At 55.2% G+C, this 24,058-nt stretch carries 24 protein-coding genes and 1 tRNA gene; 11 read left to right on the top strand and 14 right to left on the bottom strand.

From position 1 onward, the window contains the following. Nucleotides 1-79 precede the first annotated feature (79 nt). The 4 genes from Q3H59_RS20015 to Q3H59_RS20000 form a co-directional block, all read right to left on the bottom strand. A complete protein-coding gene (locus tag Q3H59_RS20015) occupies nt 80-1,105 on the bottom strand; it encodes a LacI family DNA-binding transcriptional regulator (protein WP_137384837.1) in 1,026 nt (341 codons plus the stop codon). Nucleotides 1,106-1,163: 58 nt separating this feature from the next. Beyond that, a complete protein-coding gene (locus Q3H59_RS20010; RefSeq protein ID WP_277974318.1) occupies nt 1,164-2,168 on the bottom strand; it encodes a LacI family DNA-binding transcriptional regulator in 1,005 nt (334 codons plus the stop codon). A 159-nt stretch (nt 2,169-2,327) separates the two neighbouring features. Beyond that, the gene (locus Q3H59_RS20005) at nt 2,328-2,990 is read right to left on the bottom strand and encodes an OmpA family lipoprotein (RefSeq protein WP_101763875.1); all 663 of its coding nucleotides are present in this window, start codon (nt 2,988-2,990) and stop codon (nt 2,328-2,330) included. Between the two features lie 109 nt (nt 2,991-3,099). Continuing rightward, complete coding sequence (locus tag Q3H59_RS20000) at nt 3,100-3,660, bottom strand: DNA-3-methyladenine glycosylase I (RefSeq protein ID WP_101763874.1); 561 nt, start codon at nt 3,658-3,660, stop codon at nt 3,100-3,102. A gap of 140 nt (nt 3,661-3,800) precedes the next feature. Between Q3H59_RS20000 and Q3H59_RS19995 the strand changes: the two genes are divergently transcribed. From Q3H59_RS19995 to Q3H59_RS19975, 5 genes are all read left to right on the top strand, one after another. Then, the gene (locus tag Q3H59_RS19995) at nt 3,801-4,496 is read left to right on the top strand and encodes an autotransporter (RefSeq protein WP_137384840.1); all 696 of its coding nucleotides are present in this window, start codon (nt 3,801-3,803) and stop codon (nt 4,494-4,496) included. 73 nt (nt 4,497-4,569) lie between these two features. Next, nucleotides 4,570-5,247, top strand: a complete 678-nt coding sequence (locus Q3H59_RS19990) for a hypothetical protein (protein WP_192236815.1) — start codon at nt 4,570-4,572, stop codon at nt 5,245-5,247. A 111-nt stretch (nt 5,248-5,358) separates the two neighbouring features. Beyond that, entirely contained in the window at nt 5,359-5,895 is a 537-nt protein-coding gene (dnaT, locus tag Q3H59_RS19985; RefSeq protein WP_101763871.1) for a primosomal protein DnaT, read from the top strand. After that, nucleotides 5,895-6,635, top strand: coding sequence for a DNA replication protein DnaC (gene dnaC / locus Q3H59_RS19980; RefSeq protein WP_110868257.1), 741 nt, complete (start codon nt 5,895-5,897; stop codon nt 6,633-6,635). The genes dnaT and dnaC overlap by 1 nt, the downstream gene beginning before the upstream one ends. 8 nt (nt 6,636-6,643) lie before the next feature. Next, nucleotides 6,644-7,774 carry an ROK family protein gene (locus Q3H59_RS19975; RefSeq protein WP_210081061.1) on the top strand — a complete coding sequence of 377 codons (1,131 nt, stop codon included), beginning with the start codon at nt 6,644-6,646 and terminating at the stop codon, nt 7,772-7,774. A 45-nt stretch (nt 7,775-7,819) separates the two neighbouring features. On the opposite strand, the gene Q3H59_RS19970 is transcribed toward Q3H59_RS19975, so the two are convergent. Next, entirely contained in the window at nt 7,820-9,283 is a 1,464-nt protein-coding gene (locus Q3H59_RS19970; RefSeq protein ID WP_309836532.1) for a sugar porter family MFS transporter, read from the bottom strand. 401 nt (nt 9,284-9,684) lie between these two features. Between Q3H59_RS19970 and Q3H59_RS19965 the strand changes: the two genes are divergently transcribed. Beyond that, nucleotides 9,685-10,677 (top strand): LacI family DNA-binding transcriptional regulator, encoded by a 993-nt coding sequence (locus tag Q3H59_RS19965; protein ID WP_309836530.1) that lies wholly within the window; start codon nt 9,685-9,687, stop codon nt 10,675-10,677. Nucleotide 10,678: 1 nt separating this feature from the next. Here the strand turns inward: Q3H59_RS19965 and Q3H59_RS19960 are convergent, their stop codons facing one another. After that, complete coding sequence (locus Q3H59_RS19960; RefSeq protein ID WP_101763866.1) at nt 10,679-11,119, bottom strand: acetyltransferase; 441 nt, start codon at nt 11,117-11,119, stop codon at nt 10,679-10,681. 132 nt (nt 11,120-11,251) lie between these two features. On the opposite strand from Q3H59_RS19960, the gene Q3H59_RS19955 reads away from it, so the two are divergent. Continuing rightward, entirely contained in the window at nt 11,252-11,716 is a 465-nt protein-coding gene (locus Q3H59_RS19955) for an Rrf2 family transcriptional regulator (protein ID WP_101763865.1), read from the top strand. A gap of 30 nt (nt 11,717-11,746) precedes the next feature. Here the strand turns inward: Q3H59_RS19955 and Q3H59_RS19950 are convergent, their stop codons facing one another. Continuing rightward, nucleotides 11,747-12,124, bottom strand: coding sequence for a DUF1360 domain-containing protein (locus Q3H59_RS19950; protein ID WP_192414310.1), 378 nt, complete (start codon nt 12,122-12,124; stop codon nt 11,747-11,749). Between the two features lie 314 nt (nt 12,125-12,438). Here Q3H59_RS19950 and Q3H59_RS19945 point away from each other — a divergent pair, with 314 nt between their 5' ends. Beyond that, a complete protein-coding gene (locus tag Q3H59_RS19945) occupies nt 12,439-12,837 on the top strand; it encodes a helix-turn-helix domain-containing protein (protein ID WP_210081058.1) in 399 nt (132 codons plus the stop codon). Here Q3H59_RS19945 and Q3H59_RS19940 read toward each other — a convergent pair. Together Q3H59_RS19940 and Q3H59_RS19935 are read right to left on the bottom strand one after the other, a co-directional pair. Further along, nucleotides 12,794-13,642, bottom strand: a complete 849-nt coding sequence (locus Q3H59_RS19940; protein WP_110868262.1) for an AraC family transcriptional regulator — start codon at nt 13,640-13,642, stop codon at nt 12,794-12,796. The two genes, Q3H59_RS19945 and Q3H59_RS19940, sit on opposite strands and share 44 nt — an antisense overlap. A gap of 111 nt (nt 13,643-13,753) precedes the next feature. Then, nucleotides 13,754-14,788, bottom strand: coding sequence for a RhuM family protein (locus Q3H59_RS19935; protein ID WP_309836526.1), 1,035 nt, complete (start codon nt 14,786-14,788; stop codon nt 13,754-13,756). Between the two features lie 195 nt (nt 14,789-14,983). Between Q3H59_RS19935 and Q3H59_RS19930 the strand changes: the two genes are divergently transcribed. Then, nucleotides 14,984-15,643 (top strand): DUF1345 domain-containing protein, encoded by a 660-nt coding sequence (locus Q3H59_RS19930; RefSeq protein ID WP_101763861.1) that lies wholly within the window; start codon nt 14,984-14,986, stop codon nt 15,641-15,643. Between the two features lie 18 nt (nt 15,644-15,661). Here the strand turns inward: Q3H59_RS19930 and Q3H59_RS19925 are convergent. The 5 genes from Q3H59_RS19925 to xylF form a co-directional block, all read right to left on the bottom strand. Beyond that, a tRNA-Sec gene (locus Q3H59_RS19925) sits at nt 15,662-15,756 on the bottom strand. 61 nt (nt 15,757-15,817) lie between these two features. After that, nucleotides 15,818-16,996, bottom strand: a complete 1,179-nt coding sequence (xylR, locus tag Q3H59_RS19920) for a D-xylose utilization transcriptional activator XylR (protein WP_061719296.1) — start codon at nt 16,994-16,996, stop codon at nt 15,818-15,820. Between the two features lie 93 nt (nt 16,997-17,089). After that, nucleotides 17,090-18,271 (bottom strand): xylose ABC transporter permease XylH, encoded by a 1,182-nt coding sequence (xylH, locus tag Q3H59_RS19915; protein WP_277974323.1) that lies wholly within the window; start codon nt 18,269-18,271, stop codon nt 17,090-17,092. Continuing rightward, entirely contained in the window at nt 18,264-19,784 is a 1,521-nt protein-coding gene (locus Q3H59_RS19910; protein WP_192236833.1) for a xylose ABC transporter ATP-binding protein, read from the bottom strand. The genes xylH and Q3H59_RS19910 overlap by 8 nt, the downstream gene beginning before the upstream one ends. 28 nt (nt 19,785-19,812) lie before the next feature. Continuing rightward, the gene (xylF, locus tag Q3H59_RS19905; RefSeq protein ID WP_008105256.1) at nt 19,813-20,805 is read right to left on the bottom strand and encodes a D-xylose ABC transporter substrate-binding protein; all 993 of its coding nucleotides are present in this window, start codon (nt 20,803-20,805) and stop codon (nt 19,813-19,815) included. Nucleotides 20,806-21,150: 345 nt separating this feature from the next. Here xylF and xylA point away from each other — a divergent pair, with 345 nt between their 5' ends. Continuing rightward, nucleotides 21,151-22,473 (top strand): xylose isomerase, encoded by a 1,323-nt coding sequence (gene xylA / locus Q3H59_RS19900; RefSeq protein ID WP_061719300.1) that lies wholly within the window; start codon nt 21,151-21,153, stop codon nt 22,471-22,473. A 17-nt stretch (nt 22,474-22,490) separates the two neighbouring features. Next, nucleotides 22,491-23,933 (top strand): xylulokinase, encoded by a 1,443-nt coding sequence (gene xylB / locus Q3H59_RS19895; RefSeq protein WP_309836521.1) that lies wholly within the window; start codon nt 22,491-22,493, stop codon nt 23,931-23,933. Nucleotides 23,934-24,058 lie beyond the last annotated feature (125 nt).

Genomic DNA, 24,058 nt, shown 5'->3' with positions numbered 1-24,058 from the left:
AAATGGAACCGGTTCCAAAGGAAAGGCGCAGACCGTGAAATTATGATCATGCTCACGAAGTGAGCCATAAAAGGCCGGCTTAGCGCAGCGGCTGGCTGGAGCCGCGTACGATCAGTTCGCCGGAGAAGAGCTGTTCGCTGACCGGTTGCTCGCTGCCCTCAATGCGCGCGATAACCTGCTCCAGCGCGGCGTAACCAATCTGCCAGGTGGGTTGCTTTAAGGTGGTGATGCCGACACCCGCCAGCGCCGCCCATTCCAGTTCGTCAAAGCCCAGCAGGCCAATCGCTTCGCCCCAGCGCAGCGCAAGGCGCTGCAGCGCGCGCGCCACTTGCAAGGTCAGCGCGCCGTTGGCGGCGATCACCGCACAGCGTTTGTCGGGATGGCGCTGGTGGAATTCCCGCAGCTGTTTTTCCAGCGCGTCGGGCTGATGCAGCGCTACCTCGGCATTCTCTGCCGCAATCTCTGGCGCGTTTTTTACCGTGTCGTAGAAGGCGCGCAGACGTTCACGGCGCGTATTAACGCTGCCGAGCGGCTCGCTAAGGAAGAGCAGGGCTTGATAGCCGTTATCCAGCAAATGTTGGGTCGCAACCGTGGAGGCTTCAACGTTGTTGAGCCCCACCATATCGCAGGCGAAATCGGGGATTTTCCGGTCAATCAATACCATCGGCAGCATCGACTGTTGCAGGCGATTGAGCACTTCTTCATGCATGCCCACGGCATTAACCACAATGCCTTCCACCTGATAGCTGCTGAGCAGTTGCAGGTAATGCTGTTCGAGATCGACTTCATTGTTGGTGTTACACATCAGCAGGGTAAAGCCCTGCGCACGACACGCCGCTTCGATGCCGCTCAGCACGTCAACCGAGTAAGGATTGGTGATGTCGGCAATGATCAGGCCAATCAAACGCGTGCGGCCGCGTTTCAGTCCGCGCGCCATCTGGCTGGGACGATAGTTGAGTTCGGCGATGGCCTGTTCGATACGGGCTTTGAGATCGGGCGAGAGCAGATTCACTTCGCCATTCAGATAGCGGGAAACGCTGGTTTTACCGGTTTTTGCCGTACGGGCAACGTCACTGATTGTGGCTCGTGGCGGCCTGGTTTTCATTGCTTACACCTGCTGAAAAGAAACAGGCGAAGACTAACACAGCTCGCGCCAGGCGCAATCATTGCGCGTCAGAAGTGAGTCGCAGCACCGGCTGCCAGAGCGTTTGCAGATCGCCTGGCGGCACATCATCGAGCAGTTGCAGCACCATTTCGGCGATGCGCTCGCCAATGTGCTGCTGCGATGATTGCAGAATGGTGTTCACCGGCTGATCGACAATCGAATCGGGCGGCAATCCATCATACACATACAGCGGAATCGCCTGCGCGCCCTTCAGGCGGGCCGCCTGCTGCAGCGCAATCGCGGCACCTTCACCCAGCGTGCTGCAATCGGTGATGATCGCCTGCGGCGCGTCGCCTTGCGCCAGCCAGGCATTGGTTTGCTGATAGCCGGAGCGGCGTGTGGCGGGTAGTGCGGCCATCAGGGATTGATCGACCGGCGCCTGATGCCGAATCAGCGCATCAATAAATCCCTGGCGGCGATCGAGGATGTACGTTGCCGTTTCGTTACTGCCGAGATAGGCCAGACGCGGCCAACCTTGTTGCAGGCAGTGTTCTGCCGCCAGAAAGGTACCGGCGTGATTATCGTAATCAATCCATGCGTATGGCAGCGGCAGCTCGCTGCGGCCGAGCGTCAGGAAGCGGAAACCCTTCTGCTGCAAGCGTTGCAGTCGCGCATCCTGCGGCAGGGTGTGGGTTAAAATCAGCGCATCGATGGCGCCGCTGCGCAGCATGCGGATCAGCTTACGCTGTTGCCCTTGCGGTTTGTCAGGCAGCAACAGCAAATCAATATCGTGCTGGGCGAGGCGTTGATCCAGCATCAGCAGCATTTGGCTGTAATAGCTGTCATTGAGCGAGGCGTGGCTGATGGGAAAGAGTAGACCGACCGCATTGGCGCGCCCGGTTTTCAGGCGGCGGGCAGCGTCGTTGGGGCGATAGCCGCGCGCATTCGCTTCGTCTTCAATGCGTTTACGCGTGACGGCCGCTACATCGTCATAGCCATTTAGCGCCCGGCTCACGGTAGTAACAGAGAGGCCAAGGGTAGCGGCGATGGCTTTGAGTGACATGATAGCGTCCCACTGATCAATTTTTGATCACGCTAGCATAAAGGAAAAGGCGGCTCTATCGGTTACGAATTTTTTAGCTTTTTCTAACAAAGATGGCGTCAAAAGAGGCGGAAAAATGTGACAAAAGCCGATCTGTTCGTGCAGATCGGCTCTTTACTTTTAGCCCAGTGGGCTGAGGGTGATCTCAACGCGACGGTTCTGTGCTTTACCGTCTTCGGTGCTGTTGCTGGCAACCGGATTATCCGGGCCTAAACCCTGGGTGCGCAGACGGTTTTGCGCCACGCCTTGCAGAATCAGACCGCTGGCCACGCTGTCGGCGCGCTGCTGTGACAGGCGCATATTCAGCGCGCGCGTGCCGGTACTGTCGGTGTAGCCCACCACATTCACGGCGGTTTTTGGATACTCTTTCAGCACCATCGCCACGCCGGTCAGGGTGTTGGCGCCCGCCGGTTTCAGGTTGCTGCTGTTGGAATCAAAGGTGACGTTATTTGGCATGTTGAGCACGATGTTGTCGCCCTGACGCGTCACGCTGACGCCGGTGCCGCGCATTTTGTCGCGCAGTTTCGCTTCCTGCACATCCATGTAATAACCCGCGCCGCCGCCCAGTGCGGCACCGGACGCCGCGCCAATCAGTGCACCTTTACCGCGATCTTTCTTCGACGACGACAGCACGCCCACGCCCGCACCCAGCACCGCGCCCAAACCGGCACCGATACCCGATTTGCCCGCCTGCGATTCGCCGGTATAGGGATTGGTGGTACAACCCGACAGCGCGAGGCTGCCGCTCAGTAACAAGGTCAGCGCCAAAATACGCTTATTCATGAAAAACCCCTCACAGATTTAAACGGGGAAAAGCCCCAAAACGGCACTATTATGCCGTTCAATTATGGGGAAATGCGTGAGGGTCAGTCTTAATTTGTAAACTTTTGCTTTAAAGATTATCAGGATGGCAAAAACAGCTGGTTTGATGATCGTTAATTAAGCCGCAGGCCTGTAGAAATGAGTGGCAGGTTGTGGGGCCGACGAATTTAAAACCACGCTTCTTAAGTGCTTTCGACAGCGCAATCGCGGGCTCGGAGGTCGTTGGCGCGTCTTTGTAATTCGCGTAACGGTGCAAAATCGGCGTATGGTCGACAAAAGACCAGATAAAGCGTGAAAACTCCTCTCCGGTGGCTTCCAGCGCTAGCAAGGCACGCGCATTGTTGATGATCGCTTCCAGCTTGCCGCGATGGCGAATCAGTCCCGCATTTTGCATCAACCGTGCCATGTCGCTTTCATCCATCAACGCCACGGCTGCGGGATCAAATTCATGGAACGCGCGGCGGTAGTTTTCGCGTTTTTTCAGTACCGTAATCCATGAAAGTCCGGCCTGTTGGCCTTCAAGACAGACCATTTCAAATAAGACTCGCTTATCGGTTTGCGGCACGCCCCACTCTTTATCGTGGTACGCCAGATACAGTGGATCCTCAGTTACCCAGCCACAACGTTGCATTGCATCACTCCCTTAGCCTATGAAATAGCGGTAGTTCCCTTGACGAATGGCAAAAGCGATTAATAGTTATACAAGGGGCGCCGATATAGATCTTATAAAACCTAAACGCCCATCTCTTCCCGGCTCGTCAGGAGTCCTTCATGTTGCAGAAAAGTCAGCGGACAGGCCAGCATATAATCGCGCTGGCTTTTGGCAGTGTATGGCTATTTTTTCTGGCCGGGAATACCTATGCCTTTGATCAATCGAGCCAGAATAGCGCACCCGATTACAACGCCATACTTGCTGAAAAAATTTCCAGTAATCACCTGATGTTGACAGAAAACCCCGATGCCAACCTGTTTGACGCCGCGCTTAACTCGCCGAATGACTACGCGCTGGTGATGCACAGTGAAACCGCCAGCGTCGGCGCTACGCCTTTTGTTAATCGCTACTCTGCCGGCTGGTCGATGCCGATGAGTAAAGCGGTGAGCACCGGGCCGGTGGCGCAGTTTGCGGTAGATGATTCGACTTTGAGCTGTCCGAAGTGCGCAGGAGTGGATAGCAACAACGCCGAGCACATTGCCTCCGTTGGCTGGCGCGTGGATTCTAGCTTTAGTGGGATATCGCCGTGGGCGCAGGTAAGTTACAGCCATCTGGTAAATGAAGAGTTGCCATCGCCCACCCGCGAACGAGCCGAGGATATCAACGGACGGGAAAATAATTGGGTGGATGTCAGCGTCGGCGCAAATATGCCGCTGGGGCAAAATATGGCGGCCTTTGCTTCTTTTGCGCAAACCGGCGCAGTGACCAGCGGTGAGCAGTTTATTTATAGCCTGGGCGTCAGCGCCAGCTTCTAATCGGCATAAAAAGAGAAGTGACAAAACCTGAGGTCCATATACTAAGCGCGCTAATCATTACTTTGGTCACAATATGCGCAACAATATTATTCTTATTAGCCGTGAAGTTACGGCCTTTCTCATCAGTGGATTGGTGCTCGTTTTCTGTATGGCGATGGTCTACATCGACGTCAACTGGATGAACGATGCCCTGCACGAAACCTCCTTCACCGAAATCACCCAGGAGCTGATGCTCTTGCTCATCGCCACCTTCTATTTCCTCTCGGCCTGGCAGCGGCCATCACAACGCAGCGTGCTGATCCTGGTCGGCGGTTTTTACAGCTGCATGCTGATTCGTGAGATGGACTTCCTGTTCGATTTCATCAGGCACGGCGCATGGCTGTGGTTTGCGCTGGCGACGACGGCGGCCTGTCTGGCGATGGCCTTCCGCCAGCCGCGCCAGATCCTGCCCGGCCTGGCGTCGCTGGTTCAGCATCGCAGCTGGCAGATGATGGCCGCAGGTTTACTGGCTATTTTGGTGTTTTCGCGCCTGTTTGGCATGCATCAGCTGTGGGAACATCTGATGCTCGATGGTTATAACCGCGTGGTAAAAAACATGGCGGAAGAGGGCAGCGAGATGTTTGGCTACAGCCTGTGCCTGATCGCATCGGCTCGCTATCTTTGGCAAACCCGGCCGCAGCCTGTCGCGGTTCGGGTGCCGCACGCGTCACGCCATGTGGATCGCGCCGAACCGCTGACGATGCCACGCTAATCGCTGCGACCTTTTTGACGATCACTTGTCCTAAAACAGGTACACTTACCGCATAACGCCGGGCTGAATTTGCCGCCCGGCGCACCATGCTGGTTAACGTCAGGTTTCTTCATGTCAGTCAAAATCTTATCTTCAACGTTGGTGGGGCTGGATGGCTTCTGCCATGACCCGCTCGCCGTGCTGCAGCAGGCCGATAACGGCACGCTGGCGGTGCTGCATAACAATACGCCGGCGTTTTATGCGCTCACGCCGCAGCGTCTGGCGCAGCTGCTGGCGCTGGAAGCCGCCGCGCAGCAGCCCAATGATGTCACGCTGGATGAGAGTCTGTTTCAGACCGAAAGCGCGCCCATCGCCACGCCGGTGGGCAAGTTCGCGATGTATGAAGGCTGGCAGCCCGATAGCGATTTTCAGCGTCAGGCCGCCATCTGGGGCGTTGCGTTGAGTGAACCGGTTACCGCCGCCGAGCTGGCCACGTTTGTGGCGTACTGGCAGGCGGAAGGCCGTTTGTTCCATCATGTGCAGTGGCAGCAGAAGCTAGCGCGCAGCGTGCAGATGAATCGCGCCGCCAATGGCGGACAGCCAAAGCGCGATCTCACGCAAATCAGCAATACTGATTACGATATTCCCGATGGATTCCGAGGTGAGTAATGAAAACGCCGAACGATCTTTTTAGTCGCCTGAAAAAGATGATGCCGTCCGAAGTGCAGCCGAAATTCAAAAGCGGCGCGGAGCTGCTGGCCTGGAACCAGGAACAGGGCCGCTTGCGCTCGGAAGCGATTGTGCGAGAAAACCGCGCGATGAAAATGCAGCGCATCATGGGGCGCTCGGGCATCCGCGAGCTGCACATGAACTGCTCGTTCGACAACTATCGCGTGGAAAATGATGGGCAGCGCAAAGCGCTGGCCATGGCGCGCGAATACGCCGCCGGATTTGAAAACAGCATCTCCAGTTTTGTTTTTTCCGGTCGTCCCGGCACCGGTAAAAACCACCTTGCCGCGGCGATTGGTAACGATCTGATTATTCGCGGTAAAAGCGTGCTGATTGTGACCGTGGCCGACTTGATGTCGAGCATGAAAGGCACTTTCAGCGGCGGCAGCGATTTAACTGAAGAGCGCCTGCTGCACGATCTCAGCCATGTGGATCTGCTGGTGATCGATGAGATCGGCATGCAGAGTGAATCGCGCTATGAAAAAGTGATCATCAATCAGATTGTTGATCGCCGCTCATCGTCGAAACGCCCAACGGGCATGTTATCGAACCTCGATCCCGCCGGCATGAATTCGCTGCTGGGTGAACGCGTGATGGACCGTATGCGCCTCGGCAACAGCTTGTGGGTGCGCTTTGACTGGGAAAGTTATCGCAGCCGTGTGCGCGGTGATGAGTATTGAGGAGTGCTATGAAAGCAGCCGGTAAAGGTCCAGCACTACTTCGCCTGAACAACCTGAAGCGGGTGATGATGCAACTGCGCACCACCCGCATCACCTCCCGCCAGGATCTGGCATTAGCGCTCGAGCTGAGCAAAAACACCGTTTCACTGATTGTCGATGATTTGCTGGAAGCCGGGCTGATCAATGAGCTCGGCCCGGTTAGCGTGGCGTCAGCGGGCCGGCCGAAAATCGAAATCTCGCTGCGCGCCGAAAAGCTGAAAAGCGCGGGCATCATGGTGGAGCGCCAGGCGATTCACTGGCGCGTGTGCGACTATTTCTCGCAGGTGATTGCCGAGCAAACCTGGCGCACCGAAACCAGCGATCCCGAGCAGTTGCTGCATGAGCTGGTGGAAGTGTGCCAGACCTTGCACGCGGCGCATCCCGAGCTGCTCGGCGTGGCGATTGGTTTCCCTGGCATCATCGATCCGCATCGCGGCTGGGTGCATTTTTCCGCGCATTTGGGCTGGCAGGATGTGGATGTGATGACCATCCTCAGCCACGAGATGCCGCTGCCGCTGCGCATCATGAATAACGTCAAAGCTGCGGCGCTGCTTTCGGTGCAGCAACTCGAACTGAATAAGTCGCAAAGCCATTTCTATCTGCGAATTTCTGAAGGATTAGGTGGCGCGCTGGTGGAACACGGCGAAGTGTTTACCGGCAGCAGCTGGACGGCGGGCGAGATCGGCCATCTTATCGTGCAACCCAACGGCGAACGCTGTAGCTGCGGCCGCTTAGGTTGTCTGGAAACGCTGGTGAGCAAACCGGCCATTCAGCAGCAACTGGCAAAACGTAAACCGGGCCTGCGCTGGCAGAATGGCGATAGCGAACCGGAAATCCTGAAAGAGGTGATGACGCAGGCGGGCACCCACTTGGGCAACGCGTTGAGTCAGGTGATGCAGCTGGTGAATCCGGCCAGCATCATTATTGATGGGCCGTGGAATGCGCAGCCAGCGTTTGTGCAGGCGGTGCAGCAGGCGGCGCAGGCCGGTGCGCTGGCCTTTACCTTCGCCCATACCGCGCTGCATTTCCTGCCGCTGCGTATCGATCCGGCCAACGGTTTAGCGCTGGCGGTGATTGAGCAGTATGAACGCCTGAGTTAACAAGGGCGCCATAAAGGGCGCCCTGCAGATCCGTATCCTTACCGATTAATGCCGTGGAATATCAAATGATTCGCTCGCCTTCACGGTAGACGTCGTCTCCGGCAACTCTGCTTCGACGTTAAATTTACACAGCACCAGCGCATGAATCTTCTCAAGCGACACGCCAGCCGTTTCTGGCAGATAGCGGAAGGTGAAGAAGTACATACCCAGCGAGAAGATCGCGAACAGCAACAGCGGGAAGCCACCGTGGAACATATCCAGCAGCATCGGGCTGCTGTTCATGATCGGGAAGGTGCTGCTGATAACAAAGTTGGCCATCGACATCGCGCAGATGGAAATCCCCACGCAAATCGAACGAATCTCGGTTGGAAACACTTCGCCCAGCACCGTCCAGACGATCTGGCCCCACGTCATACCGAAGAAAATCATGTAAGCGAACAGGCCAATAACCGCCAGCATACCCGGCAAGTGGTAATAGAAGGCGATGAAGGAGTAGGTCAGGCACACGCAAGAGGTGATCGCGCCCAGCAGCAGCAGCTTACGACGACCGACTTTATCGATCAGCATCATCCCCGCCAGCACGCCAATAAACTGACAAATCGACAGCCAGAAGGTTTGCAGCAGCGCTGAGTCAGTGCTGCCCGCGACGTTTTTCAGCAAGGTTGGCCCAAAGTACTGAATGACGTTGATACCGCTGATCTGGTTACCCACCGCCAAACCGATGCCGACAATCAGCAATGGAATGGTGGTTTTATCCAGACGCAGACGCGATTTGTGCTGCTGCGCGGTTTTATCAGAAAACGAATGTTTGATTTCGTTGAACACGCTCTCGGCATGTTCGCGGTTAGAGATTTTGGTCAGCGTATCCAGCGCTTCATCGTACTTGCCTTTCAGCACGTTCCAGCGCGGTGATTCCGGGATAAAGGCGATGAACAAAATAAACAGCGCGCACGGCACCAGCGCGGTGGCGAGGATGTAGCGCCAGCCCATGTTGATCATCACATCCGGCAAGGTGGATTTGGTGATGAAGTAGTTAGTCAGCAACACCACCGATTGTCCGCCGACGCAGCACACCGCATAGAGCGCGGTGGTACGGCCACGAAACTTCGAAGGTGACAGCTCGGCCAGATAGATAGGCGAAATCACCGACGCCAGGCCAATCGCTAATCCGCCAATCATGCGGAAGATGACAAACACGGTGAAGTTATGCGCCAACGCCGTGCCGATTACCGAAACGGTAAACAGCAGGGCGGTGATGGCGAGGGATTTTTTACGTCCCAGCTTGTCACTGAGGCGCGGTGCCATAAAGCAGCCGATCAAACTGCCGAGCAGGATATTGGAAACGGCCCAGCCGGTTTCAGCGGGCGTTAACTGGAAATATTCACTTAAGGGTTCGATTGCACCGGAGATAATGGAAGAGTCATATCCCATCAGCAGACCGCCGAATGCCGCGACAGTACAGCAGAGAATGACATACTTCATGTTGTAGCGTTTTTGCCTGGTATCCATTGTTATAGCCCCTTGTCTCTACGGCCTGAACGTTACTTGTCCAGAAAGAGGATGGTGTAGGTTTCGATGTTCAACTTTTATTCACGCGAGGTCTTCGTGTTGGAATATATGTTCTAAATGATGGTATTTGGATCATTTTTTCCGAAAAGTGTGAAGGGGGTGGCGAAAATTGCCGAATAAGTCGCCAGGAGTATGCTTATAGCCCAATGAAATGATAGGTTTTTCATCAATTCACTCTGTAAGGGCATTGCAAAATTTGCTTTTTATTGGAATTTTCATTCTGTTGAATACGCGGGTTTGCCGGGTTTATTTCACCCGACGGAGCGCACGGGTGCGTTTCATTTTTTAACAGGCAACGGGCATAATACGTTGATTATCAGCCCCTCTTTGCGGACGCCGTAATGAAAACGCAGCGCATCACTCTGGACGATATTGCTACCCTGGCGGGCGTCACCAAAATGACGGTAAGTCGCTATCTGCGCACGCCGGAAAAGGTCAAAACGGAAACGGCGGAGAAAATCGCCAGCGTGATTGCCGAAATTGGCTACGTCGCGGATAGCGAAAATGTCTCGTCGACCAAACAGAACCCACCGCGCATCGGCGTTTTAATTCCTTCTTTTAATAATCAAATCTTTGCCGACTTGCTGGCGGGCATTGAATCGGTGACCAGCGCGCACGGTTATCAAACGCTGGTGGTCAATTACGACTACAACGCCCAGCGTGAAGAGGAGCAGATCGCCACGGTGCTGGCCTTTAACATCAAAGGGCTGATCCTGACCGAATCCGTGCACACCGTGCGCGCAGAAAAATACCTAAACGCCGCCAACATTCCGGTGGCGGAAGTGATGGGGCTGACCGAGGCGCGTGGACGCATCAATGTGGGTTTCGACAACTATCGCGCCGGCTACGACATGACGGCGATGCTGCTGGCCAGCGGCAAACAGCGCGTTATCTATTTTGGTTCGATGTCCGATCGTCGTGATGAGCAACGCTACGCCGGTTATCGCGATGCGGTTGAAGCGGCCGGGTTGCCTGCGGGCCGGATTGTGCCGAACAAAGTCTCTTCGGTATCGATTGGTACCGGCATGATGACGCTGGCGCGCCAGCTCTATCCGGAGATGGATGCGATTCTTTGTACCAATGACGATCTGGCGGTTGGCGTGCTGCAGGAGTGTCAGGCGGCGCGCATTGCCGTGCCACAAGCGATGGCGATTGCCGGTTTTCACGGGCTGGAAATTGGTCAGGCAACCACGCCACGCTTAGCTAGCGTGATCACGCCGCGCTTTGAGATGGGAAAAGTGGCGACGGAGATCATCCTGAAAAAGGTCAACCAGCAGCCCACCATCGAGCAGGTCGACCTGCATTATCGCCTTTCAATGGGCGCGACCATTTAAATCACGGCGCATAGCGCAGATGAAGCAGCGGAAAAGGATTTCCCTGACCATCCAGCGGCGAGCGGCCGGTGATAACAAATCCCTGATGCTGATAGAAACCTAGCGCCTGCGGATTCTGCTCGTTCACATCCAGTTCGGTGACATTCATTTGTTCGATGGCGAAGCGCAGTAGCTGTTTGCCTATGCCGAGACCAAACACTTGCGGCGCGACAAACAGCATCTCCAGCCGATTATCCGCCACGCCGAGAAAACCGACGATGTTCTGTTGTTCATCGCGATAAACACGCAGCTCAACCATCGGCAAATATTGCTCGCGCACCAACGGGCGCAGAGCGCGTATATCCGCATCTTGCAGGAAATGATGCGTCGCCCGCACCGAGGCTTCCCATACCGTGGTTATCGCCTCGAAATCGCTCCTCTGAGCGGGGTAAATTCCTTTCATGGTGTTCTCCTTGATATTTTCGTGTCATATCCGTAAACGCTGATGATTAAGCTTTTGACTCGATGATAGCGCGATAAATTGTTGCCACTTCACTCCTTTGTTAGAGTGTGGTGAATTTTAGAGGAATGATTTATGCCGCGCGATAATCGCTTGTCCCGCTCGTTGCACGCACTGATACATCTGGATCGGCACGTTAAACGCGCCACTTCAGAAACGATGGCTAAAATGTTGGGCACTAATGCGGTGGTGGTGCGCAGGATGATGTCCGGCCTGCGTGATAAAGGGTATGTGGTGTCAGAAAAAGGGCACGGTGGTGGATGGGAGCTGCGTGTGGCGTTAACGGAAATATCCCTGCTGGATGTTTATCAGGCAATCGGCGCACCAGCGCTGTTTAGCATTGGTCCGGCTGCGGAGCCCTCGCCTTGTCTGGTTGAGCATGCCGTTGATGCGCAACTCGATCAAACCCTTAGCGAAGCGGAAGCGCTGTTGTTGAAGCGCTTTAGCCAAATTACTGTTGCCGATATTAGCGACGATTATCTGAGTAAAATGGCTAAACTTGGCCTCCCGTCCAATACCTTCCCTAAATGCAGTGAATAACCGATTTTTCCCGGTTATTCATCACATCGGTTAATCCTGTTTTTGTAAGGTGATTTGTGCTTCATGCTTCATGACGTGCGTAGTAATGGCCGCCTGGAAAACCTTAAACATCAAACCATTAATAAAGGTTGTTAGTGTGAGGGTGATAAATGCTGTCATCAGCCAGTCAGCAATTGCCATTCCGCTATGTAATAAATCAGGGTGATAAACCACCATGCCGAAAAATACCACCCAGTGGCTCATGCAATAGAAGCAATGAAACAAGTGACCCAATAATGCGTTCTTTTTAGCGGTCCATGCGCGTAATCCCGCGAATAGCTCAGTTTGGGTAATTGTCATGGAAATACTGGCCGATGCCAGTGCGATCGCCAGGCATATTGACAGGTTCGATATTATTAAGCTGCTCATACATTCTCCTTTTCATCTCAAAGTATCATTTCATGTAACTAACAATATTACATGATGCATTTGGCTACAAGATGCCGAAGAGTCCTAGCTGTAGGAACAGCCATAAATTGGCGAGTTATCGTTATTTATTGGCTTTTGACCATCACATAGCCAGCTAACGTCTTCTTATAATGCTTGTCAGTTAATCGCTGAAACCGAAATTTCAGAGCGCACTGATCGTAGCGGCGCAATTCATTGCGCGATAAATCGCGCCGCTACGGGATGTGCGACGATTTATCGGTATCACGGTATTCATTTCGACATCAGGAGGAAAAATGGATATGCACGCCGCTTTTATGCAGCAACTGATGCTCTGGATTGAGGACAATATTGAGCAGAAACTCATTCTGGAAACCGTGGCGCGCCGCGCGGGATATTCGCAGTGGCATCTGCAGCGACTGTTTCGCAGTTACACCGGCGTTGCGCTGGGCACCTACATTCGCGAACGCAAGTTAACGGCTTCGGTGATTGCGCTGTTGAACAGCAATACGCCGCTGATGGATATCGCCATCAAATATGGCTTCGACTCGCAGCAAACTTACTGCCGCACTTTCCGCCGCATGTGCGATCTGCCGCCCGGCGCGTTCCGACGCAAATATCAGCACAGTTTGCCGGACATTGATGGGCCTGCTAGTTTGCTGTTTTTGCATCCGCAGAGTCGGCTGGCGGCGTAAAGTATTTGCCGGGCGTTGAGCCAAACGCGCTGCGAAAAGCGCTGATATAGCTGCTAACGCTGTCGAATCCGACCTGCCACGCCACTTGCTGCACACTTTTGCCCGCCGCCAATCCTTCCAGTGATTTGAGTAAACGTGAAACCTGGCGATAGCGCGTCAAGCTCATGCCGACCGCGCTGGCCCAATGACGGCTCAGGCTGCGCGGGCTGAGTCCCGCCCAGCGCGCCAGTTCGGGCCCGGTACGCGTATCGGCGGGGTCGTCCATTAACAGGCGTGCAATCTGCAGCAAGCGCGGTTCCGCCGGCAGCGGTAACGTCAGCGGATGTTCGGTTGATTCATATAACTCATCCAGGAACACCTCGCACAGGCGATGGTAGCGCGCGCTGCCCCAGTGATCGGGCGATAAGGTTGCCAGTCTTTCCGCCAGCGGCTCCAGCACCGACGGGCAGGAAAGCAGGACGGGATGATCCGGCAAGGGCGTGGCCAGCGCATCGTCCACCAATACTGTCCAGCCAAGCACCGGGCCCGGCCCGATGATCGCATGTTCAAAGTAGGGCGGAATCCAGCCCACCAGTCGCGGCGGATTGGCGAAAATACCCGACGGCGTTTTCACCGTCATCAATCCCTGCTTCAAACAGAAGAGCTGCCCGGCGGCGTGGCGATGGGTGAAGGTTTCACGGTCCAGCTGCTTCGCTAACGCAGCGGCAATCACTTTCGGCGCATCCGGCTGCAGCAGGCGCTGACGCAGCTCAGCCTGACGCGGATTGCCGGAAAAAGTCAGAGTATCAGTTGGATGGATTAGCATGCCTGGCTCCACAATGCGATGAAGGAGCAAAGTGGCGGAGATAGGTGGGGAAGTAAAGCGTGGGTGTGTATAAGTTGAGGAGTGAAAGGGCGGGATGCGGCCCAGCGGCGATCATTTCGATTTCTTAGGGATTGTCTGCCACTGCAGCAGACCGGCAATGTTGTTTTCACCTTCTGCCTCTTTTAAACGACGCTGTTGCTCGGCGAATTGACCGTATTCAGCCTGCGCTTTTTCATCGGCCATTTTCTTACTGATTGAACCTGCACCTTGCAGCACATCGCGATCGTTAAACTGCAAAAATTGATCGAGTTTGCTCTGCCAATCGCGAAGAAAAACATGCTGGCGGCGGCGCGCTTGATCTTCTGCGAAATCCAGCCACATCGTGACCACGCGATTAAGCTCGCTCACTTCGTCCTGAACCAGATAATTTTTAGCCACGGTGACATCGCTTCTGCGCACCTCTTCACCTTTGAAACTGGTCAAACCCATATGAGGTTGGCTGGCGTTGGCGCGCAAATGAATCAGCTCGGCAGCGGTATAACCGGTACAGGCAAAGTGCAATTTGTTCTGAATGGTTTGAAAAAACTGCGTGGTCTCTTTGAGGGAAGGTTGATAGTCAGCCGCTAAGGCAAAAATCTCGCGAACGCGTAAATACATCCGACGCTCACTGGCGCGAATGTCGCGAATACGCTCCAGCATCTCATCGAAATAGTCAGGTACTGCGGATGAACCAACCGGCGGATTTCTCAGCCGCTCGTCGTCCATCACGAAGCCCTTGACCAAATATTCTTGCAGGGTTTGCGTTGCCCATTGGCGGAACTGAGTACCGCGTGCAGAGCGGACGCGATAACCTATGGCGAGAATCATTGGCAGGCTAAAGTATTGAACCTGATAATTTTTTCCATCGCTGGCAGTTGTTCGGTAAAACCGAACAACTGAATTTTCCAGCAATTCACCCTCTTCGAAGATGTTTTTGATATGCCCACTGATGGTCGCTTTCGCTTTATCAAACAGCTCACATATCATGGCCTGAGAAAGCCACAGAGTTTCGTTTTCAAAGCGACATTCAACCCGCACTTTCCCATCGCCGCTCGCAAACATGACAAATTCGCCTGCTGGTGATGGTGTGGATTGCTCCTCTGACATGTCGCCTCCGCTCTTATAGGATCTGGTGCACAGTATGCCAGAGAGACGCAATGAAGCTCATTAGTCGATTGGCGATTATTTTATCAACTGCAGCGCAGCAGATTTGGTAAACGGTTGGGGTGCTCCGCAATTACAACCTCTTTATCAGCGTCTACAGTTAACCTATCCACCTTCCTTCACTAAGCCTCTGACACCATGAGCCTTTCTCTGATGCATTATCTTCGTGCGCGCCTGCGTTTGTTGATTTCGATTGTCGCTGGCGTGGCCTGTTATTTCTTCCTGCCTGCGCATCTGGGCATGTTGCAGCGTCTGCTGATTGGCTGGAACGTGCTGGCATGGCTCTATCTCGCATTTCTGTGGCTGCGCATGTTAGGCACCGAGGCCAAAGATATTCCGCATATTGCTAAAATCGAGGATGAAAGCGCGACGCTGGTGTTGAGTATGGTAACGCTCACCTGCCTGGTCAGCATTCTGGCGATTCTGATGGAACTCACCACGCTGAAGAGCCTGACGGGAACGCCGCGCGTGCTGCATCTGCTGCTGACCGCGGCAACCTTGGTGGTTTCCTGGGCGCTGCTTCCGACGTCATTCGCCATGCATTACGCGCACCATCACTATCTGCGGCGCAGCAAGGATGTCACGCCGATGATCTTTCCTGAAAAGCCCGAGCAGCCGGGATACTGGGATTTTCTCTACTTCTCTTTCACCATCGCGGTAGCATCGCAAACCGCCGATGTGGCAACGGGCACCACGGATATGCGGCAAATCGCTCTGTTACAGTCGGTGATTTCGTTTGTATTCAATCTGGCGATTTTGGGATTGTCGGTGAATGTGGGGGCGGGGTTGTTGAGTTAGCTGAATGAAACAAAAAAGTGGCGGAAGATCACAGGAGTCGAACCTGCCCAGGACCGCTGGCGGCCCCAACCGGATTTGAAATCCGGCCGCCTCACCGGAGACGACGATCTTCCTTTGAAGATGCCGCAGGAGTATAGCGACAATCGCGGCGGAATTCTTGATCTCAGCCGTGCGTCACAGCACGTTTTCACCGTGAAGCTGCCGATACTCCTTTGGCGTATTGGCGTAACTCTTTTTAAACACCGAATAGAAATATTGCAGCGACGGGTAACCACACATTTGTGAGATCTCATTGATGCTCAGCGAAGAACACGCCAGCAGCTCGCGCGCTTTCTCCAGTTTTTCGCGGTGAATCATGGCGTGAATGGTGTCGCCGGTTTCATCGCGGAAGCGTTTTTCCAGATTCGATCGCGAGATGCCGATGGCATCCAGCACTTGTTCAACCTTAATGCCTTTGCAGGCGTTGAAGCGGATGTAATGCATCGCCTGAATCACTGCGGGATCGTGCAAGGAGCGGAAATCGGTGGAGCGGCGCGCAATCACTTTTACCGGTGGCACCAGAATTCGTTGCAGTTGCAGAGGCTGATTATCCAGCAGGCGATGCAGCAGTTTTGCCGCCTGATAACCCATCTGGCGTGAACCCTGCGCCACGGACGAGAGCGCCACGCGCGACAGATAACGCGTCAGTTCCTCGTTATCAATCCCGATCACCGTGAGCTTTTCCGGCACCGGAATTTTGAGGTATTCACAGGCCTGCAGCAGATGGCGCGCACGGGCATCGGTGACGGCAATAATACCGGTTTGCTGCGGCAAGGTTTGCAGCCAGTCAGCCAGACGGTTTTGAGCGTGCTGCCAATTTTCCGGCGCGGTTTCCATGCCCTGATAAACCACGCCTTGATAACGCTCGCGCGCCACAAGCTGGCGAAACGCATGTTCACGCTCTTGCGCCCAGCGTTTGCCGCTGGCTGCGGGCAAGCCATAGAATGCAAAGCGGTTCACGCCTTTCTCTTTCAAATGCAAAAAGGCGCTCTCGACCAGCGCGGCGTTGTCGGTGGCGATGTAATGCACCGGCGGATAGTCCTGCGGCTGATGGTACGATCCGCCAACGCCAACTATCGGCACCGACACGTTCGCCAGCAGTTTTTCAATCGAGGGATCGTCGTAATCCGCGATAACCCCGTCGCCCAGCCATTCACGGATATTGTCGATGCGGCAACGAAAATCCTCTTCAATGAAAATGTCCCAATCCGTTTGTGATGCCTGTAAATACTCACCGACGCCCTCAACCACCTGGCGGTCATAGACCTTATTGGCGTTGAACAGCAACGTAATGCGAAAGCGTTTCTCATGCATCGTGGCGCACTCTCCTAAATCGACAGCACCTTGCATAGCATGGCACGACGGACAGCAGAAAGAATTTGCGCCACATTGTGATCCCCCACGCGATTACACCCGGCGGCGCGTCGCGGTATCCATCCACACTGCCAGCAGCAGGATGGCGCCCTTGACGATGTACTGCCAAAAGGTCGGGACATCCATCATGCTCATGCCGTTATCCAGCGACGCCATGATAAATGCGCCGATGACCGCGCCCGCCACCGAACCAACGCCGCCCGCCAGGCTGGTGCCGCCAATCACGCAGGCGGCGATAGCATCCAGCTCGGCAATGTTGCCTGCCGAAGGCGAACCCGCGCCAAGGCGTGAGCTCAGGATCAGGCCCGCAATCGCCACCATCACGCCATTGATGGCGAAAACCGCCAGCTTGGTGCGGGCCACATTAATGCCGGAAAGGCGCGCGGCATCCAGGTTGCCACCGATGGCATAAATCCGGCGACCAAAGGCTGTGCGCGTCGCCATAAACATACCGCCGAGCAGCAGCAGCGCCAGCAGCAAGACCGGCGTTGGCACGCCGCGATAATCGTTGAGCAGCCAGATCGCGCCCAGTACCAGAATGGCGGTGACGACCTGCCGCACCAGCGCACCGCTGACGGAAGTTTGCGCCAGACCAAGCTGTTGGCGACGCAGGCGCAAGCGCCATTGCCAGAGGATAAACAGCGCCAAACCAGCAAAGCCGAAGCCAAATCCGATCCCGCCAGGCAGATAGCTTTGCCCAATCTGCGACATCGCCGAGCTGGTGGGCGCTACCGTGGTGCCATCGGTGATGCCGACCAGAATGCCGCGGAACGCCAGCATCCCCGCCAGCGTGACAATAAACGACGGAACTTTGCGATAGGCCACCCACCAGCCGTTCCAGGTGCCGAGCAGCAAGCCCATCACCAGGGTTACGACGATGGTGAGCGGCAGCGGCCAACCAAGCCAGACGTCAAAGATAGCTGCAGCACCGCCGAGCAACCCCATCATCGAACCCACCGAGAGATCGATCTCCGCAGAGATAATGACGAACACCATGCCGACCGCAAGAATGCCGGTGATGGCGGTCTGGCGCAGCAGGTTGGAAACATTACGTGCGCTGAGCCAGGCACCGTCGGTGGTCCAGGTGAAGAACAGGGCGATCAGCACAATCGCACCCAGCATCACCAGCACCTGCAGATTTGGCAGCGAGAATTTACCTGGCGCACCTTTACCCGGCGTAGTGAGGCCGCGTTGCGTACTTTCGGTCTTAAACATAGTGTTCACTCCGCAGGGCGGCTTCCATCACCTGCTCCTGAGTCAGGTTATCGTTAATCAGATCGGCTTTGATTTTGCCTTCATGCATCACCAAAACCCGATCGCTCAGGCCCAGCACTTCGGGCAGCTCAGACGAAATGACAATCACGGCAATCCCTTGCTGCACTAGCGAATTGATCAGCAGATAGATTTCCTGGCGCGCGCCCACATCAATGCCGCGTGTAGGCTCATCAAGAATTAAGATTTTTGGATTGAGCAGCAGGCATTTAGCGAGGATCGCTTTCTGTTGATTGCCGCCGCTCAGGCGACCAATCGGCAGTTCCGCCGACGAGGTTTTCACCCGCAATCGCGTAATGGCCTGATTAATTGCCTGTTGTTCCTGCGCGTCATCCAGCAGCGAAAGCCGGGGGCTAAATTGGTCCAGCGCGGCCAGCGTAATGTTTTTGCCCACGCCCATTAGCGGCACGATGCCATCCTTTTTGCGATCTTCCGGCACCATCGCGATGCCGTGCGCGATGGCGGCGCGGCAGTCCTTGATACGGACTTTCTTGCCGTTGATATGAATATCGCCCTGCCAGCGTCCCGGCCAAACGCCAAACAGACACTGCACGGTTTCGGTTCGCCCGGCACCAACCAGCCCGGCAATGCCAAGAATTTCGCCGCGCTTCAGGCTAAAAGAGACGTTATCCACCCGGCGGATATGGCGGTTGATGGGATGCCACGCCGTGAGGTTCTCTACCTGCAACAGGGTTTCGCCAATCTCGTGTGGGCTATGCGGATAGAGCGCCGTCAGCTCGCGCCCGACCATCATGGTGATGATGTCATCCTCACTCAGCCCGGCGGCTGCGCGGGTCGCGATATGCTGACCGTCGCGGATCACGCAGACGGTGTCCGAAATCGCTTTTACCTCGTTGAGTTTGTGCGAAATGTAGATGCAGGCGATGCCATGTTCGCGCAGGTTTTTGATGATGCTAAGCAGCACCTCCGTTTCCTGTTCGGTGAGCGAAGAGGTCGGTTCGTCGAGGATCAGCAGGCGCACCTGTTTATTCAAGGCGCGTGCAATCTCCACCAGCTGTTGCTGGCCTAATCCCAGTTCGCCGACGCGCGTATCCGGCGATACCTGCAGCTTGACCCGCTCCAGCAGCTGCTGGCAACGCAACGTCATGGTTTCGTCATCCACCATGCCGAAACGTCCCAGCTCTGCGCCGAGGAAAATGTTCTCCATCACCGTCAGCTGCCGCACCAGCGCCAGCTCTTGATGGATGATCACGATCCCTTTGCGTTCGGTATCACGAATGGTCTGCGCCTGAATCTCGTCGCCCGCAAAATGGATACTGCCTTCAAAGTCACCGTGCGGATACAGCCCGCACAGGATCTTCATCAGGGTCGATTTCCCCGAGCCGTTTTCGCCGCACAGCGACATCACTTCACCGGCTTCCAGCTGCAGGCTCACGTCATCCAGGGCTTTCACCGCGCCGAAACGCTTGGTGATATGGTTCATTTCCAGCAACATCGGCCTCTCTCCTTTACGGGCTCGCGCCTCAGAGTTCGCTCTGCTTGTGGAAGCCGTCTTTGACTACCGTGCTTTCAATGTTGTCTTTGTTCACCGGAATAGGATTCAGCAGGCGCGATGGCACATCTTTCAGGCCATTATTCAGCTTGCTGTTGCTGGCGGGTTGTTTGTCGTCACCGAGTTCCACCGCGATTTTGGCTGCTTCAGTCGCCAGTTCGGTGATGGGTTTGTAAACCGTCATGGTTTGCGTGCCGTTCATAATGCGTTTGATGGCGGCGAGATCGGCATCCTGGCCGGAGATCGCGACTTTGCCGGAAAGTCCCTGCGCGCTTAATGCCTGAATCGCACCGCCTGCGGTGGCATCATTCGACGCCACAACGGCATCAATGTGGTTGCTGTTTGCGGTTAAGGCGTTCTCCATTATTTTCAGCGCATTTTCCGGCAGCCACGCATCAACCCACTGATCGCCGACCACTTTAATGCTGCCATTATCAATATAAGGTTTTAACACTTTCATCTGACCGGCACGGAACAGGCGCGCGTTATTATCCACCGGCGAGCCACCCATCAGGAAGTAATTACCTTTTGGTACTTGCTTCACAATACTTTCGGCCTGTAATTCGCCCACTTTCTCATTATCGAATGAGATATAAAAATCAATATCGGCGTTATTTATCATGCGGTCATACGCCAACACTTTAATGCCTTCACGTTTCGCTTCCGCCACCACGTTACTTAAAACCTGGCCGTTATAAGGAATGATGACCAATACATCGACGCCGCGATTAATCATATTTTCAATTTGCGACATCTGCGTTTCTTCGTTGCCGTTGGCCGATTGCACAAACACTTTGGCGCCCAGTGATTCGGCTTGTTTAACAAAGATATCGCGATCTTTTTGCCAGCGTTCCAGACGTAAATCATCAATAGCCATACCGATTTTGACTTCTTTAGCGCTACCCGCGTGACTAAACAGGGCCAGAGCCGCGCAGGCGGCCAACAGTGATTGTTTCATGTTCATGGTATTAATCCTGTAGGTTGAGGCTGTTGTCGTTGTAAGGCTGATAACCAGGCCGATGAATTGTTGCCCTGAGTTTCAGATGACATCAATTACTGATTTTTATCCGGCTATTACGTTTTTTGGTTTATTTGCGATTTTATGAGCGCGATCGATATTTCAACGCTTTCAGAAAAAACGACGTGAGAGAGGCTGAATGAAAATAACGACATTATTTTGCGAGCTGGCGCACAAATAATAATTATCTTACGTTGAGTGTTAAATATCGTAATTGAGCAACAGTAAATTACATCATCACAATAACCGCTCAAAGCTGACCATTCGGGTCCTCATGCTAAGGAGCTAACTATGCACGCCTATTTCGACCAGCTTGATCGCGTTCGTTATGAAGGGAGTAATACCCGCAATCCTCTGGCGTTTCGTCATTACAACCCGGACGAGGTGATTCTCGGTAAAACCATGGCGGAGCATCTGCGCTTTGCAGCCTGTTACTGGCATACCTTCTGCTGGAACGGCGCGGATATGTTTGGCGTTGGCGCGTTTGATCGTCCGTGGCAGAAGCCGGGTGATGCGCTTGAGCTGGCGAAGCAAAAGGCCGATGTCGCCTTTGAGTTCTTCCATAAACTGAATGTGCCTTATTACTGCTTCCACGATGTGGATGTCTCACCGGAAGGCGATTCGCTGAAAAGCTATCGTGAAAACTTCGCGGTGATGACCGATAAATTACTGGAAAAACAGCAGGAAACCGGCGTGAAACTGCTGTGGGGAACCGCCAACTGCTTTACCCATCCGCGTTACGGTGCGGGTGCGGCGACCAATCCGGATCCGGAAATTTTTGCCTGGGCCGCCAGCCAGGTGTGCAGCGCCATGCAGGCCACGCAAACTCTGGGCGGCGAGAACTATGTGCTGTGGGGCGGGCGTGAAGGGTATGAAACCCTGCTGAATACCGACCTGCGTCAGGAGCGCGAGCAGATTGGCCGCTTTATGCAGATGGTGGTGGAGCACAAACATAAGATCGGTTTCCACGGCATGTTGCTGATTGAACCCAAGCCACAGGAGCCGACGAAACATCAGTATGACTATGATGTCGCGACAGTTTATGGCTTCCTGAAGCAGTTCGGGCTGGAGAAAGAGATCAAAGTGAATGTGGAAGCCAACCATGCGACGCTGGCGGGGCACTCATTCCATCATGAGATCGCAACGGCCATTGCGCTGGGCATTTTTGGCTCGGTGGATGCTAACCGTGGCGACATGCAGTGTGGCTGGGATACCGACCAGTTCCCGGTCAGCGTGGAAGAGAATGCGCTGGTGCTGTACGAAATCATCAAAGCGGGCGGATTCACCACCGGCGGCTTAAACTTTGATGCCAAAGTCCGCCGCCAGAGCACCGATAAATATGACCTGTTCTACGGCCATATCGGCGCGATGGATACCATGGCGCTGGCGTTAAAAGTCGCGGCCCGTATGGTGGCGGATGGCGAGCTGGATAAGCGTGTGGCGCAGCGCTACAGCGGCTGGAACGGCGAGTTCGGACAGCAGATCCTGAAGGGGGAATTTTCCCTTGCCGCGCTGGCGGAACAGGCGCAGCAACAGCAATTTAATCCACAGCATCGCAGTGGACGCCAGGAACAGCTGGAGAATCTGGTGAATCACTACTTGTTTGATTTTTAACTTTTCAGGAGCGCAGCATGGTTATCGGCATCGATTTAGGCACCTCCGGCGTGAAAGTGGCATTGCTGGATGCGCACGGCAAAGTGATTGCAGTGGAGAGTGCGCCGCTGGAGGTGTCGCGGCCGCAGCCGTTATGGAGCGAGCAAGATGCCGAAAGCTGGTGGCGGGCTACCGATCGTGCCATGCAGGCGCTGGCGCAGCAGCACGATCTCAGCAGCGTGAAGGCGATTGGCCTGAGCGGGCAGATGCACGGTGCCACCTTGCTGGATAGCGAGAATCGGGTGCTGCGTCCGGCGATTTTGTGGAATGACGGGCGCAGCGGCGAGCAGTGTCAGGAACTGGAGAAGCGCGTGCCGGATTCGCGTCGCATCACCGGCAATCTGATGATGCCCGGCTTTACCGCACCTAAGCTGCTGTGGGTAAAACAGCATGAGCCGCAGGTTTTTGCTCAGGTGGCTAAAGTGCTGCTGCCAAAGGATTATCTGCGCTTGCGCATGAGCGGTGAGTTCGCCAGCGACATGTCGGACGCGGCGGGAACGATGTGGCTGGATGTGGCGCAGCGCGACTGGAGCGATGAGATGCTCAACGCCTGCGATTTGCAACGCAGCCAGATGCCGCAACTGTTTGAAGGCAATCAGATCACCGGCACCTTGTTGCCAGATGTCGCCGCGCGTTGGGGCATGCAAAGTGTGCCGCTGGTGGCGGGCGGTGGCGATAACGCGGCGGGCGCGGTGGGTGTCGGCATGGTTGAGCCGGGACAAGGCATGCTGTCGCTCGGCACGTCGGGCGTCTATTTCCTGGTGAGCGACGGCTATCTCAGCAATCCACAGCGTGCGGTGCACAGCTTTTGCCACGCGCTGCCGCAGCGCTGGCATCTGATGTCGGTGATTCTCAGCGCGGCTTCCTGCCTCGATTGGGCGGCGGCGCTAACCGGTTGTGCGGATGTGCCGCAACTGCTGAGTGAGGCGGAAAAAGCGCGCAGCGATGTGCCGCCAGTGTGGTTCCTGCCCTATCTTTCTGGTGAGCGCACGCCGCATAACAATCCGCAGGCGCAGGGCGCGTTCTTTGGTTTAACGCATCAGCATGGCCGGCCAGAACTGGCGCGCGCGGTGCTGGAAGGTGTGGGCTTCGCGCTGGCCGAAGGCATGGATGCGGTGCATGAGTGCGGCGTGCAGCCGAAAACCGTGATGCTGATTGGCGGCGGCGCACGAAGTGCGTACTGGCGTCAGATGCTGGCGGATATCAGCGGGCAAACGCTGGATTATTGTCATGGCGGCGAAGTCGGTCCGGCGCTGGGTGCGGCGCGGCTGGCGCAGCTGGCGGTTGATCCGGCGAGCGAATGGCCGTCGCTGGAACTGGCGCAGCGGCATCAACCGGATGCGGCGCGGCATCAGGCGTATCAGCCACAGCGCGAGGTGTTTGCGCGCTTGTATCAGCAGTTGCAGCCGTTGATGTCTTGATGTGGGAGAGTGATGGCTGGATTTGGCGGGGTGTTGGAGTTTTTATCGGGTATGATTGGGGTTTTGTGTTAAATGTAGTGGCCTGATTTGCCCTCACCCTAGCCCTCTCCCGCAAGCAGGAGAGG

The sequence above is a fragment of the Pantoea sp. SORGH_AS_0659 genome, assembly GCF_031453915.1.
Classification (GTDB): Bacteria; Pseudomonadota; Gammaproteobacteria; order Enterobacterales; family Enterobacteriaceae; genus Pantoea; species Pantoea leporis.
This window is presented reverse-complemented; position numbering and strand designations above follow the sequence as displayed.

Bases quoted from the DNA above. Each gene is read 5' to 3' on its own strand.
- Q3H59_RS20015 (WP_137384837.1), bottom strand. From the start codon at position 1,105: ATGAAAACCAGGCCGCCACGAGCCACAATCAGTGACGTTGCCCGTACG.
- Q3H59_RS20010 (WP_277974318.1), bottom strand. From the start codon at position 2,168: ATGTCACTCAAAGCCATCGCCGCTACCCTTGGCCTCTCTGTTACTACC.
- Q3H59_RS20005 (WP_101763875.1), bottom strand. From the start codon at position 2,990: ATGAATAAGCGTATTTTGGCGCTGACCTTGTTACTGAGCGGCAGCCTC.
- Q3H59_RS20000 (WP_101763874.1), bottom strand. From the start codon at position 3,660: ATGCAACGTTGTGGCTGGGTAACTGAGGATCCACTGTATCTGGCGTAC.
- Q3H59_RS19995 (WP_137384840.1), top strand. From the start codon at position 3,801: ATGTTGCAGAAAAGTCAGCGGACAGGCCAGCATATAATCGCGCTGGCT.
- Q3H59_RS19990 (WP_192236815.1), top strand. From the start codon at position 4,570: ATGCGCAACAATATTATTCTTATTAGCCGTGAAGTTACGGCCTTTCTC.
- dnaT (WP_101763871.1), top strand. From the start codon at position 5,359: ATGTCAGTCAAAATCTTATCTTCAACGTTGGTGGGGCTGGATGGCTTC.
- dnaC (WP_110868257.1), top strand. From the start codon at position 5,895: ATGAAAACGCCGAACGATCTTTTTAGTCGCCTGAAAAAGATGATGCCG.
- Q3H59_RS19975 (WP_210081061.1), top strand. From the start codon at position 6,644: ATGAAAGCAGCCGGTAAAGGTCCAGCACTACTTCGCCTGAACAACCTG.
- Q3H59_RS19970 (WP_309836532.1), bottom strand. From the start codon at position 9,283: ATGGATACCAGGCAAAAACGCTACAACATGAAGTATGTCATTCTCTGC.
- Q3H59_RS19965 (WP_309836530.1), top strand. From the start codon at position 9,685: ATGAAAACGCAGCGCATCACTCTGGACGATATTGCTACCCTGGCGGGC.
- Q3H59_RS19960 (WP_101763866.1), bottom strand. From the start codon at position 11,119: ATGAAAGGAATTTACCCCGCTCAGAGGAGCGATTTCGAGGCGATAACC.
- Q3H59_RS19955 (WP_101763865.1), top strand. From the start codon at position 11,252: ATGCCGCGCGATAATCGCTTGTCCCGCTCGTTGCACGCACTGATACAT.
- Q3H59_RS19950 (WP_192414310.1), bottom strand. From the start codon at position 12,124: ATGAGCAGCTTAATAATATCGAACCTGTCAATATGCCTGGCGATCGCA.
- Q3H59_RS19945 (WP_210081058.1), top strand. From the start codon at position 12,439: ATGGATATGCACGCCGCTTTTATGCAGCAACTGATGCTCTGGATTGAG.
- Q3H59_RS19940 (WP_110868262.1), bottom strand. From the start codon at position 13,642: ATGCTAATCCATCCAACTGATACTCTGACTTTTTCCGGCAATCCGCGT.
- Q3H59_RS19935 (WP_309836526.1), bottom strand. From the start codon at position 14,788: ATGTCAGAGGAGCAATCCACACCATCACCAGCAGGCGAATTTGTCATG.
- Q3H59_RS19930 (WP_101763861.1), top strand. From the start codon at position 14,984: ATGAGCCTTTCTCTGATGCATTATCTTCGTGCGCGCCTGCGTTTGTTG.
- xylR (WP_061719296.1), bottom strand. From the start codon at position 16,996: ATGCATGAGAAACGCTTTCGCATTACGTTGCTGTTCAACGCCAATAAG.
- xylH (WP_277974323.1), bottom strand. From the start codon at position 18,271: ATGTTTAAGACCGAAAGTACGCAACGCGGCCTCACTACGCCGGGTAAA.
- Q3H59_RS19910 (WP_192236833.1), bottom strand. From the start codon at position 19,784: ATGTTGCTGGAAATGAACCATATCACCAAGCGTTTCGGCGCGGTGAAA.
- xylF (WP_008105256.1), bottom strand. From the start codon at position 20,805: ATGAACATGAAACAATCACTGTTGGCCGCCTGCGCGGCTCTGGCCCTG.
- xylA (WP_061719300.1), top strand. From the start codon at position 21,151: ATGCACGCCTATTTCGACCAGCTTGATCGCGTTCGTTATGAAGGGAGT.
- xylB (WP_309836521.1), top strand. From the start codon at position 22,491: ATGGTTATCGGCATCGATTTAGGCACCTCCGGCGTGAAAGTGGCATTG.